The organism is Paenibacillus sp. MSJ-34, from assembly GCF_018918005.1.
In the GTDB taxonomy this organism is placed as follows: Bacteria; Bacillota; Bacilli; order Paenibacillales; family Paenibacillaceae; genus MSJ-34.
This window is the reverse complement of the sequence record NZ_JAHLPR010000020.1, coordinates 36839-49637: the sequence shown is the minus strand read 5'-3', so window position 1 is coordinate 49637 and position 12799 is coordinate 36839. Positions and strand designations below refer to the sequence as shown.

Annotated in this window: 10 protein-coding genes; 3 read left to right on the top strand and 7 right to left on the bottom strand. The window is 51.7% G+C overall.

Annotated features, from left to right (window positions below):
• Positions 1 to 1359 (top strand): magnesium transporter, encoded by a 1359-nt coding sequence (mgtE, locus tag KQI79_RS11765; RefSeq protein ID WP_216538431.1) that lies wholly within the window; start codon positions 1 to 3, stop codon positions 1357 to 1359.
• On the opposite strand, the gene KQI79_RS11760 is transcribed toward mgtE, so the two are convergent.
• From KQI79_RS11760 to KQI79_RS11730, 7 genes are all read right to left on the bottom strand, one after another.
• Positions 1317 to 1490, bottom strand: coding sequence for a hypothetical protein (locus KQI79_RS11760; protein ID WP_216538430.1), 174 nt, complete (start codon positions 1488 to 1490; stop codon positions 1317 to 1319). The genes mgtE and KQI79_RS11760 overlap by 43 nt on opposite strands.
• A gap of 275 nt (positions 1491 to 1765) precedes the next feature.
• A complete protein-coding gene (locus tag KQI79_RS11755) occupies positions 1766 to 2662 on the bottom strand; it encodes a transposase (protein ID WP_216538429.1) in 897 nt (298 codons plus the stop codon).
• 488 nt (positions 2663 to 3150) lie between these two features.
• Positions 3151 to 5586: a DNA gyrase subunit A gene (gene gyrA, locus KQI79_RS11750; protein WP_216538428.1), complete on the bottom strand. Its 2436-nt coding sequence runs from the start codon at positions 5584 to 5586 to the stop codon at positions 3151 to 3153.
• 12 nt (positions 5587 to 5598) lie between these two features.
• A complete protein-coding gene (gene parE, locus KQI79_RS11745) occupies positions 5599 to 7584 on the bottom strand; it encodes a DNA topoisomerase IV subunit B (protein WP_216538427.1) in 1986 nt (661 codons plus the stop codon).
• A gap of 44 nt (positions 7585 to 7628) precedes the next feature.
• On the bottom strand, positions 7629 to 8615 hold the full coding sequence (locus tag KQI79_RS11740; protein ID WP_216538426.1) for an ABC transporter permease: 987 nt from the start codon (positions 8613 to 8615) through the stop codon (positions 7629 to 7631).
• The gene (locus KQI79_RS11735) at positions 8608 to 9570 is read right to left on the bottom strand and encodes an ABC transporter ATP-binding protein (protein ID WP_253298100.1); all 963 of its coding nucleotides are present in this window, start codon (positions 9568 to 9570) and stop codon (positions 8608 to 8610) included. Before KQI79_RS11735 ends, KQI79_RS11740 begins: the two co-directional genes overlap by 8 nt.
• Before the next feature lie 30 nt (positions 9571 to 9600).
• Complete coding sequence (locus tag KQI79_RS11730) at positions 9601 to 10410, bottom strand: GDSL-type esterase/lipase family protein (RefSeq protein ID WP_216538424.1); 810 nt, start codon at positions 10408 to 10410, stop codon at positions 9601 to 9603.
• A gap of 151 nt (positions 10411 to 10561) precedes the next feature.
• Here KQI79_RS11730 and KQI79_RS11725 point away from each other — a divergent pair, with 151 nt between their 5' ends.
• Both KQI79_RS11725 and KQI79_RS11720 read left to right on the top strand, forming a co-directional pair.
• A complete protein-coding gene (locus KQI79_RS11725) occupies positions 10562 to 11521 on the top strand; it encodes an AAA family ATPase (protein ID WP_216538423.1) in 960 nt (319 codons plus the stop codon).
• Between the two features lie 10 nt (positions 11522 to 11531).
• Positions 11532 to 12605: a DUF58 domain-containing protein gene (locus tag KQI79_RS11720; RefSeq protein WP_216538422.1), complete on the top strand. Its 1074-nt coding sequence runs from the start codon at positions 11532 to 11534 to the stop codon at positions 12603 to 12605.
• Positions 12606 to 12799 lie beyond the last annotated feature (194 nt).

Genomic DNA, 12799 nt, shown 5'->3' with positions numbered 1-12799 from the left:
ATGGTACATACGATGTCGGAAGAAGAAATCATGCTGTTGGTTATCCAAAATATAAAAGAGCATAAGCGCGACGAGATACAACAAATCATCGATGAATTGCAGCCTTACGATATCGGGCAGCTTTATTCGAATTTGCCGGAAAAGCATCGGCTCAAATTTCTTGGTATGCTTCAACCGAAACAAATCGCCAATCTCATTCAAGAGCTTCATCCACCCATGCAAATCGATATACTACATAAACTTGGAGTTCAGCAATCATCCAATATTATGGATTTGATGGAAAATGACGATTTGGCCGATTTGCTTCATCAATTGTCGGTCGATAAGATCGAGCAATTTTTATCCTCCATGCAAGCCGAAGAATCCAATCATATTAAAGATTTGCTGCGTTACCCTCCCGAAACCGCGGGAGGAATCATGACGAACCGTTACGTTTGGATCCGTCAAACTTACACCGTGAGAGAAGCGGTTGACAAATTGAAATCATTTGCCGATATCGCCGAGAACATTTACTATCTGTACGTCCTTGACGATAACAAACGGCTGGTCGGCGTCGTTTCATACCGCGATCTATTGCTGGCCGAATTATTCGATAAAGTGGAAGATATTATGTATACTCGCGTCATCTCCGTGCCGGTCGATATGGATCAGGAGCAAGTGGCGCGCGTCATAGAGCAGTATGACTTCATTTCCGTCCCTGTCATCGATGAACAGAGCCGCTTGATCGGCATCGTAACCGTTGACGACATCGTGGATGTCATTATCGAAGAAGCCAACGAAGATATCGCCAAACTGTCCGCATCGGGCAAAACGATCGATTGGAGTACGAGTACATTGACCGCTGCCGCGCGCCGTTTGCCTTGGCTCGTATTGCTATTAGGACTGGGAGTCCTAACCGGCAGCATCTTGAGCGGCTTCGAAGAAACGCTCACGAAAGTCGTGGCGCTCACTTATTTCATGCCGATGATTTCGGGGATGACAGGCAATACCGGCACGCAATCGCTCGTTGTCGTCGTACGCGGGCTCATGTCCAACGAGATTAACCGCAGAAGCGTGATGCGCCTGCTGCTGCGCGAATTGGGCGTCGGCGTCATTATTGGCGCGGTATGCGGCATCTTAATTACGATGATCGCAATCGTTTGGCAAGGCGATCCGGTTCTCGGTTTGGTCGTCGGCAGCACGCTGTTGGCGACGCTTATTATCGGCACGTTGGCCGGGACGTTGATTCCGCTGCTGCTATATTTGTTCAAAGTGGACCCGGCCGTCGCTTCCGGGCCTTTAATTACAACGTTGAACGACGTCTTCTCGTTAACGGTTTATTTCAGCATCGCTTCCTTGTTTATTTCCCGGCTGCTGTAAATTCGGGTCGGCGTTGCCGTTAGCCCCGCTTCGGCCGGCCCCTGTTCATGCTTTTCCTCCTCACTTGCTCGCTTCTTTTCACTTCTTTCGCTTTTCTCGCTTCTTCTCGCTTCTTTCCAACTTTTCTTCACTTTGTCGCTCTTTTCCGCTCTTTCTTTTTCAACTCTTTGGCGAACTTTTTCAGCTCACTTCAGGCCTTTCTACGCCCTTCCCTTTCCTTTTTTCCGCCCTTCTGTCGATATCCCGCTCAGTCAGGCCCCCCCTTTTCTGTTGATATCCCGCTCGGTCAGGATAGAATGTAAATGAATCTTATGTGTAACGCGGAGCCGATTCTGCTTTCAACACTAATAGTTGTTATGATAAAAATGTGTACTCGTATTTAGCAAGCGAAACTAGCGCTATTTCATTAAGAGGCGAATTTATAAGCAACCTGGCCGGAATTATCAATATGACCGACAAGCTCAGGATAAGTAATCGTTCGTGAAGTAACGCAGCTGTTGAATAGCGATTTCAGCGGGGATGGTTGACTATGGTTAAACATGTAACAATAATGATTCAAATAAGCTTGCAGATGCTTGCTTCCAATGCCGCCGAACCGGCAAGCAAGCCACGTTTCCACTTCCCCTGCAAGCCGTATTAACGTTAGGTTCCTGTCGCGTCCGATGCGGCGCGTCACAATCGCACCGGCAGCCGCCTTCGGATCCACATAACGATCAATAAAATGCTCCACCGGAAAAGGCTTAAAGCAAGTTTTGATCGGTTCTTTCCGCTGTTTTTCGATTTTTATTTTCACCATCACCCCGTTGTCATCCTCCGAAGCGCCGATAAGCAGAGGTTGTGCTTGTTTATGCCAATTCGAGCCGGGCGTGATCCTCAAGGCATAGATCGCTTCCGAAATGCGAACCAGTCCGGACAACAGCTCCGTCGATTCCGTCTGGGACATGGCATACCGCAGCTTGTGGCAGATGAGCCAAGCGGTTTTGTAAGTTACCTCGATGATTCGGGATAATTGTATCGCGTTGACGCCCTCCGGCCGAGCATGGAGATAAATCGCCTGAAACCATTTGCGCAGCGAGGTGCGGCTGCCTTCCATGACCGTACCGGCAATGAGCGAAGTTTGCGCTTTGCAGGATTGGCACTCATAGAGAGGGAGTTTGCGGGTCGTAATGACGTAAGCGGCATGATGCTGACACCGGGGGCATCGGAACCCGTCCGGCCATCTCATGTCGTACCATGCTTTCGCGCATGTCTCTTCCTTCTCATAATAAGCTGAGAACGCTTCAAAGGATAACAACTCGGTCATGACAATCCCTCCCGGCACAATAATTAGAACTTACGTTCCCCTTTATTTTACCAAACAAATGTTCCTATTTCAACTTTCAAATTTTATTTTTTAGGAAAATATGGTCACCGTCTTGCTATTTCAAAAGCTTCCCTTAGGAAGAAAAAATACAAGCTTACGTCACTAACGAAAGCCACTTTTTTGCTCTTTATGAACCGATGCTGGTTTTCCGGAGTTTATCGACAGCTAGTTTTCTGAGGTTTTCTGAACGAAGGGGATTGGACAAAAAGTTATTTGGGCTTTCTGAACGAGGGGAATTTCGACAACTAGTTTTTTTGAGCTTTCTGAACGAATGGGATTTCGACAAAAGGGGGGAAAAAAAGCAATAGTACAACGCATTGACCGCAAGGAACCGACATTTCTGAGCGACGGGGATTTCGACAAAAGAAATAAAGTCGATACTGTTGAACCGTCCAACAGCATCGACTTTTTCGCATGCACCGCAAACTTTATTCGTTTCGGCGCCAAATATGAGCGATCGTTTCCTTCTTCTCCAGCGAAACGACCGATTTGCCGACCGATTTGCGCTCGTCGATCGGAGGCTGCTCCGTCGAGAACGTATGCACCGCACCGCCGCTCGTCAGCACCGTCAGCGTATACGGCTCTTTGCAATGGAATGCGCCTACGAGGCGGGTTCCATTCGGACGAACCCTCTTGCCCTCTTTAAACTCGAACGTAATGATCCCTTTGCCGCCTCTGCCTTGGGTCGGGTAATCTACCAACAGCGTACGCTTGGCAAAGCCGAGTTCGGATATCGTGATCAATTCTCCTTCGTCGTCCACCCACTCGGCGGCCACCACTTGATCCCCGTCCTTCAATTGGATGCCGCGCACACCGCCGGATACGCGTCCCATCGAATTGACCTCCGATTCGTGAAAGCGAATGCTCATTCCGTCTTTCGTCACAAGCATAATGTCTTTCGTACCGTCGCTTTCATGGACGGCAACCACTTCGTCTCCTTCGGCCAACTTGCAGGCGGCGATCGCGATCGAACGGCTGGTGAAATATTCTTTCAGCTCCGTACGCTTCACTTGGCCGCGTCCCGTTACGAACACGAGCGATCGATTCGGTTCTTCGAAATTTTTGACCGGAATGACAGCGACGATTTGATCGTCCTTCGCGATCGGGATAACGTTGACGATAGCCGTGCCGTTGTCCTTCCATTTAAACTCCGGAACTTGATGAACCGGCAGCAAGAAGTATTGGCCTTTCCGGGTAAATAAGAGCAGATTGTCGATCGTGTTCACTTCGAACAAATAGCGGACGACGTCGCCTTCCTTCACGCCCGAACTGTCCAACTCCCCGCCGGAACGCGTAAACGACAGCATGCTTGTCCGTTTCAAATATCCTTCGTTCGACAACGTGACGAGAACGTCTTCCGGCGTAACCATGACCTCCAAATTCACCTTCAATTCCTCCACCTCGCTTTGGATGGAGGAACGGCGATCAATGCCGTATTTTTCGCGAATTTCAATCAATTCGTCCTTGATGACCTTGAGCAGCTTTTTGGTATTCTCCAAAATCGAACGGTAATTCGCGATTTTCTTGGAAATATCATGAAGCTCTTTCTCGAGCGATGTAATCTCCAAATTGGTCAGACGATATAATTGGAGCGTCAGAATGGCGTCCGCTTGGCGTTCCGTAAATTGAAACTTGTCGATCAAATTATTTTGCGCGTCCTGCCGGTTTTTCGAGCCTTTAATCGTCGCGATAATATCGTCCAACAGATTGAGCGCCTTGACGAGTCCTTCGAGCACATGCGCCCGGTCTTCCGCCTTTTCCAAATCGTACTTCGTGCGGTACGTGACAACTTCCTTCTGGTGCTCGATATACGCTTCGAGCATTTGCTTCAGGCCGAGTTGTCTCGGAGCTTTATTGACGATAGCGACCATGTTGAAATTGTAGTTTACTTGCAGATCCGTCTTTTTCAACAAATATGCCAATATGCCCTGTGCATCCGCATCCTTTTTGAGCTCGATGACGATTCGCAATCCGCCTCGGCCGCTTTCGTCGCGCACTTCGGCGATGCCTTCGACTTTTTTCTCCAGCCGAATATTTTCGATCGCAGTCACGAGCCGCGACTTGACGACTTGATACGGAATTTCCGTGACGATAATTTGTTTGCGTCCGCCGCGCATTTCTTCGATTTCCGTCTTCGAACGGACATGTATGCGGCCTTTACCCGTCTGATAAGCGTCCCTAATTCCTTCCTCGCCCATAATGAGCCCGCCGGTCGGAAAATCCGGGCCTTTCACGATTTGCATCAGTTCTTCGAGCGTAATGTTGTCCCGATCCATAACGGCGATGCAAGCATCGATGACTTCGCGTAAATTATGGGGCGGAATTTCGGTCGCAAAACCCGACGAAATCCCGCTTACCCCGTTCACCAACAAGTTCGGATAACGGGAAGGCAGGACTACCGGTTCTTTCGTCGTATTATCGAAATTGTCTTTAAACAATACCGTTCGCTTCTCGATATCGCGCAGAAGTTCCATCGCGATCGGCGATAAGCGCGCCTCGGTGTACCGCATAGCCGCGGCCGGATCGTCGTCTTGCGAGCCCCAGTTGCCGTGTCCGTCGATGAGCACATGCCCCATCTTCCAAGGCTGGGCCATGCGCACCATGCCTTCGTAAATCGACGAATCGCCGTGCGGATGATAATTCCCCATCACGTCCCCGACCGTTTTCGCCGATTTGCGGTACGGCTTGTCCGGCGTATTGCCCGCATCGTACATCGCGTATAATATGCGCCGTTGGACCGGCTTCAAGCCGTCACGGATATCGGGTATGGCTCGATCTTGAATAATGTATTTGGAATAACGGCCGAAACGATCCCCGACGACATCTTCCAGAAACGCCGGTAAAAATTGTTCCAACAAGTCCATCACGATCCCCCCTTACTCCTCATATTCCGTAAAGTCCACGTTTTCGACGATCCAGCGCTTGCGCGGATCGACTTTATCGCCCATTAAGGTGGATACGCGGCGCTCCGCTTTGGCGGCGTCTTCGATCTGCACCTGCAATAAAGTGCGGGTTTCCGGATTCATCGTCGTTTCCCACAATTGTTCCGGGTTCATTTCTCCCAAACCTTTATAACGCTGCAGTTCGAAGTTTTTGCCGAATTCTTTCAAATAATTGGCAAGCTGCTCATCCGTCCAAGCGTAGCGAACCGTAACCAGTTTGCCCGATTTGCGCGTAATTTTATAAAGCGGCGGCTGCGCGATATAGACCCGTCCCGCATCGATCAAAGGCTTCATGTAACGGTAAAAGAACGTAAGCAGCAGCACTTGAATATGCGCTCCGTCCGTATCGGCATCCGTCATAATAATTATTTTGGAGTAGTTGCTCTCTTCCAGCTCGAAATCAGCCCCGACGCCCGCGCCGATCGCAGCGATAATATAGCGGTATTCGTCGTTTTTCAAAATGTCGGCCAATTTCGCCTTCTCCGGATTCATCGGCTTTCCCTTCAGCGGCAAAATCGCCTGAATCTTTGAATCGCGCCCTTGCTTCGCCGATCCTCCCGCCGAATCTCCTTCGACGATAAACAGTTCCGTTCGCGTATAATCTTTCGATTGCGCAGGCGTCAGCTTGCCGCCAAAATTCGAGCTTTCGCTTCGCTTCTTGCCGCTGCGCACTTCTTCCCGCGCTTTGCGCGCCGCTTCCCGCGCTTTGGACGCTTGGATCGCCTTCTTCACGAGCATTTGCGCAACCTGCGGATTTTCCTCAAGGAACAGCGCCATCTTCTCCGAGACGACCGCATCGACCGCGCTGCGTGCCGTGGCGCTGCCGAGTTGGTCTTTGGTCTGGCCGACGAATTCCACCTCGGACATTTTGACGCTTATGACGCACATCATGCCTTCGCGCAAATCATTGCCTTCCAAGTTTTTGTCTTTTTCTTTCAATAAGCCGATCTTGCGCGCATATTCGTTCATCACCCGGGTAAACGCCGTCTTGAACCCCGTTTCATGCGTACCGCCCCCGCGCGTCGGAATCGAGTTGACGAACGAAGCGATCGTTTCCGTATATCCGTCGTTATACTGCAGCGCGACTTCCACTTCGATGTCGTCCTTCTCCGCGGAGAAATGGATCACTTCTTCGTGCAGCGCCGTTTTGCTCTCGTTCAGAAATTGTACGAACTGGCTCGCTCCGCCTTCGTAATGGAACACGTCTTCCTCTCCGGTGCGCTCGTCTTTGAGCACCACTTTCAAGCCGGAATTGAGAAACGCGATCTCCTGCAACCGTTCCGCGAGCGTATCGTAGCTAATATGAATCCCGCTTGGAAAAACGCGCGCATCCGGCTTGAACGTTACCTTCGTTCCGGTGCGGTTCGTATTGCCGACCACTTCCAATCCGGTCGTCGGTTCGCCTACATGCTCTTTGCCGTCCGCATCTTTCCAATACTCAAAGCGCTGTTTATGGATTTTGCCTTTGTGGTATATTTCCACCTCCAGCCATTCGGATAACGCGTTCGTCACGGATGCGCCAACGCCGTGCAATCCCCCGGATTTCTTGTATCCGGAGCCGCCGAATTTCCCGCCCGCATGCAGCATCGTGAATACGACCTGCGGCGTCGGAACGCCGGTCTTGTGAATGCCCGTCGGAATCCCGCGCCCGTTGTCCAGAACGGTGACCGAATGATCTTTATGTATCGTGACATCGATTTTGGAGCAAAAATTGGCTAAATGTTCGTCGACCGCGTTGTCCACGATTTCCCATATCAAATGATGAAGGCCAGACGAGCTTGTACTGCCGATATACATCCCGGGCCGTTTCCGAACCGCGACCAGCCCTTCAAGCACTTGAATGTCGTCAGCATCGTATCCTGAAGCCGTTCCGTTATCGCCTGCGAATTCATTTGCAAATAAATCGATCTGCTCGACCACTCATGCTCCCCCTTAAGATTTTCGAAATCATATATTTGTTCATTTTAATTCAAAATATCCTGTTTCGTAAAGACAAGGAAACTTACGACTAACGCCGCAATCGCCCAAACGCCTAGAACGGCGAGCGAAAACGGCAATGTCATCCCTTCGATCGGCGGCGGCGTGCCTCCCAAATAATCGGTCAACTTCAAATTTACCATAAAAAAATATTTTGCGCTCGGCCAAGAAGATGACATATTGGTTAAAATCGTTCCGGCGATCAATGTCGCCATAATCGTTACGATGCTGGCGGCCGTACTCCGCAACAGTACGGAAACCATAAACGCGAGCACCGCCACCACCATGCTCGTAAACCAGATTAACCCGCATTGCATCAATAAATAAAACCATTGCGGGACCGGATGAACGGCCGAAACGTCGACGTCGGTGCCGTTGATTTGAAACCCGGTAAAGAGCGGAAACGTCCAACCGCCATAGCCGAACACGATGCCCGATATCAAATAGGACAACGCGAACGTCACGACGATGATCAGACCGACAAACATCGATAAGGCCACCAATTTGCTCAGCAAAATTTTCCACCGGCGTACCGGCCGGGTGAGCAGCATTTTGATCGTGCCCGTCGTCCGTTCGGACGACACGAGATCCGAGCCGATCGCCATAACGAGCAGCGGGATGAACAGCGTTGCGGAATTATCCATGAACATTCGCGTAAACGTTACCGCATTCGGCGAGCTCGGATCGACGTCATGATCCAAATAATATTGCCATTGTTGGATCATAATCAAGCGGTATTTTTTCCATTCCTCCGGAACGCGGGCGCTGGCGAGCGAATTTTGATTGTCGGTAATTTGCTGCTGCAGCGCAAGACGCCAGTCTTTGAACTTCTCGCGGTTGCTCTCCGTCGTTTTCATTTGCGCGTATGTAAATACCGGTATAAGCACCAGCAATATTAATACGATGACATGAAACCGTTTCTTTTTTACGATCTTTAACGTTTCGTTTTTAATTAAAGGCAGCACGCTATTCAATGCCTTCACCTTCCGTCATTTTCAGAAATAGCTGCTCCAGCGTCGGATTCATGCGCTGCACCGCCTGCACGTCAACGCCCGCTTCGACGAAAAGCCGGTTCAACGACGGAATGCGGTTCGGGTCCATCGCGGTAATGATCGCGGATTCGTCCAGGCCCGCCAGCATCGTCTCGTCGATGTCGGTTTGATGGATATCGACCAATTCGACCGCATCGGCCTGCGCAAGCAATTCCCGGCCCCGCTCCGCCGGGTCCAATTGCCAAACGACGTAATTGCTGCCTTGTTCGATCAGTTCGTCCACATCCCCGACCGCCAGCACTTCGCCGTGGCTAATGATGGCGACGCGATCGCACATCAGCTGGATTTCGGAGAGCAAATGGCTGGAGATGAACAGCGCCATCCCTTCGTCCGCCAACCGGCGTATAAATTGCCGCAATTCTTTGATCCCTTTCGGATCGAGCCCGTTCGTCGGTTCGTCCAATATAAGCAGATTCGGCCGTCCGAGCAGCGCTTGGGCAATGCCAAGCCTTTGGCGCATCCCGAGCGAATACGTGCGTACTTTGTCGTTAATTCTATGATGCAATCCGACGATCTCCACCACTTCGCCGATCCGGTCTTCGTCCACATCCGGCTGCATGCGCGCAAAATGCTCGAGATTTTCCCAACCCGTCAAGTACGTATAAACCTCCGGATTTTCGACGATGCAGCCGACATACCGCAAAGCTTGCTCCGGATTGCGGTTGACGTCGAAGCCGCACAATTCGATGGAGCCCGACGTCGGCTTGATCAGATCGACCAGCATTCGGATCGTCGTCGTCTTGCCGGCGCCGTTCGGCCCGAGAAAACCGAATATTTCTCCTGCGCGCACGTCGAATGTAACGTCGTTGACGATCCATTTTCCTCGTATTTTTTTCGCAATCCGATGGACGGCCAGTACGACTTCTTGTCCGCTCAAACCAACATCCCTCCTGTCAGTGACCAATGCTTAAAAGAAGCTTTGCGCGATTCTTTCGGAGATCGCCCGGTACCCTTCCGCGTTCGGATGGAAGTGATCCGTCCCTATGTATTGCGCAAACGCCGCTTGAAATAGATCGAGCGTCGGCACGAGCGTCATATTCGGATAGCGGTTCAGGACCGCAAATACGCCGTCGTTCCACTTCTGCACGACTCGATTGCCCAGTTCGCGCATCTCTTCCAAATCAGCGAGCGGATTGTACAATCCGACGTAGACGACTCTGGCGTCCGGGTTGATCTCATTTATTTTATCGGCGATGTCCGTTACGTTCGCCAATCCTTCTTCAACTTTGCGGAATAAATCTTCCGCTTCAAACTCGCCCGAAGTAAAATTTTGATCGAGCGCGCTTTGAAATAGGTCGTTGCCGCCGATCGTAAACATGATAACGTCCGCCTGCGCGAGCGAATAGCGGATGCCTGTCTCGTCCAATTTCGACACAAGTTGATCGGCTCTTAACCCGTTAATGCCAAGATTGTTCAGTATTCGAACCGGCTTCTGCAGCTTCGTTTCAAGCAGCTCGGCGACGCCGCGCACATAACCGCTGCCTGTCGCATCGCCCGTTCCCCGCGTCAGCGAATCGCCAATCGCCGTCATGCCGATTTCGTTCCGATCCGTAAACTTATCCGTTGTATGCGCCGGCTTCTGGGCGGAACCTTGCCATGACGCTGCCGAAGGATTCAATATATCGTATACGGCATACCCGAAACCGAACAGCAGTACGACCGCTGCGGCGATCGCCGTAATGCCGACTAATCTCCAAATGAACTGCGACGATTTCATCGAATCCCTCCTTGCGTTGAACCTCTCTATTATATCATGGTTTCCGCTCTTTTTTGTTTATACCGCGAAAAACGAAAGATTTCAAAATTTTTTGTGTTAAAATGAAGACAAATGGGCTACATTCAAACGATAAAACAAGGCGGTGTTTTTTATGGAATTCGGACAAATACGGCAGCTCGCGGATCGAATCAAACGCAATGTCGCGCAGGCGCTCGTCGGCAAGGACGAGATTGTCGATTTGCTGCTCGTTGCGCTCTTCACGTCGGGACATATGCTGCTCGAAGACGTGCCGGGCACAGGAAAAACGATGCTGGCCAAAGCGCTCGCCAAATCGATCGACTGCCGGTTCTCCCGCATCCAGTTTACGCCGGATCTGCTCCCGTCCGATATTGCCGGCATTCATTATTATAATCAAAAATCGGGCGATTTCGAATTCCGGCCCGGTCCCGTACATACCAACATTTTGCTCGCGGACGAAATTAACCGCGCCACGCCGAGAACGCAATCGAGCCTGCTCGAGTGCATGGAAGAACGCCAAGTGACAATTGCCGGCGAAACGCATGTTTTATCCTCGCCGTTTATCGTCATCGCCACGCAAAATCCGGTCGAAAGCCATGGCACCTTCCCATTGCCCGAGGCGCAGCTTGACCGTTTTCTAATGAAAACGAGCATGGGTTATCCGACGTTCGAGGAAGGGCTGGACATTTTACGGCGGTTCCGAACCGACGATCCGCTCCGCTCGCTCCAGCCGGTCGCCTCCGCCGCCGACATTATGCAAGCGCAAACGCGCTATGCGCATGTGCAGCTAGATGAAGATATATTAAAATATCTCCTGATTATTGTAGAACATACCAGAAATCATGACGAAATCGCATTGGGAGTCAGCCCGCGCGGCGCGGGAGCTTTATTGAAAGCGGTTCAGGCCTATGCCGTCATCCGCGGGCGCAGTTATGTCGTTCCGGACGATATTAAAACGCTGGTCAAGCCTGTACTGGCTCACCGCATCGTCTTAAAAAACCGTTCGCAGCTTCGCAAAGACGGCGCCGAAACGATTCTCGACCGTATCGTCGCACAAACTGCCGTTCCCGCCGAGCCGCAGCTGCGGGAATAAGGATCGCCATATGCCGCTGCATTGGTTGATTCTCATCACACTGTTGACGCTGTTGCTATTAAGCATGATTTACAAGCGATCGGCATTGAAACGGGTCCGTTATGCGCGTACCTTCGACAAGCGAGCCGTCTTCGCCGGCGAAACGGTGCAAATGGTCGAAACGATCGCGAACGATAAGCTGCTGCCGCTCCCTTGGATCCGGCTCGAATCGATGATGCAAAGCGGGCTCCATTTCGATCGGCAAGAGAACTTGGATATTCACCGCGGCGATCGTTTGCAAAATCATAAAAGCTTGTTCTCGCTGCTGCCGTATCGGCAAATCGTGCGCCGCCACCGCGTTCGTTGCGCCAAGAGGGGCGTATATCGGCTCGACAGCGCGACGATGACCGCAGGCGATCCGTTCGGGCTGGCGGAAGCCGTGCAAACGGTCAAGCTGTCGCTTGAACTGGTCGTCTATCCGGAGCCTGTCCTGCTGGACGCGATTCCGTTCTCCAATCGGGGCTGGATGGGCGAGCTGACGGTGCGGCGCTGGACGATGGAGGACCCGTTCCTCACGTCGGGCGTCCGCGATTACGTGCCGGGCGATTCGTTACGATCGATCCATTGGCAAGCGACCGCGCGCGCCGGCACGTTGCAAGTGCGGCAAAACGATTACACATCCGAGCGCAAGCTGACGTTATTGGTCAATTTCGAAACGACGGAGCGTATGTGGAACCAAGTAACAAAGCCGGAGCTGGTCGAATATTTGCTGGGCTGTGCGGCTGCGGTCGCCGATTATATCGTCTCTCAAGGCATGGAAGTCGGCTTCTGCTGCAACGGCCGTTTGCCAAGCGATCCCCATCGAACGGTCAGCATACCGGAGGGCGGCGGTCTCGCTCATTTGACGCATTTGCTCGATACGATGGCGAGGCTGGAAATGCGCATCGCGTCGAACTTTCATACGTTGCTGGAACGCGAAATCGAACGGGATGCGGAACAGGTCGATTACCTCGTTTTGACAGCGACGATGTCCGAAGAAACGGAGCTGCGGCTCGAGCGTTTACGGGCGCGGGGGCATCACGTCGAAACGGTGAAGCTATCGTAATCGTGCGCGCGTCAAGCCGCGTCATGTGCCGGCGGTGGCCGGCAGCAGTCCGACCACCGGCCGAGAGCGGCGCGTGTAAGATTAGTCGGCCTAAGCTTACCGTAAGCGGCAGTCGCACAGTTGCAGGAAGGCGATGCTTCAACCCCCATTGGAAATCATCCAACAGAATGGCCGGTTTGTTGCGATTAAACGGG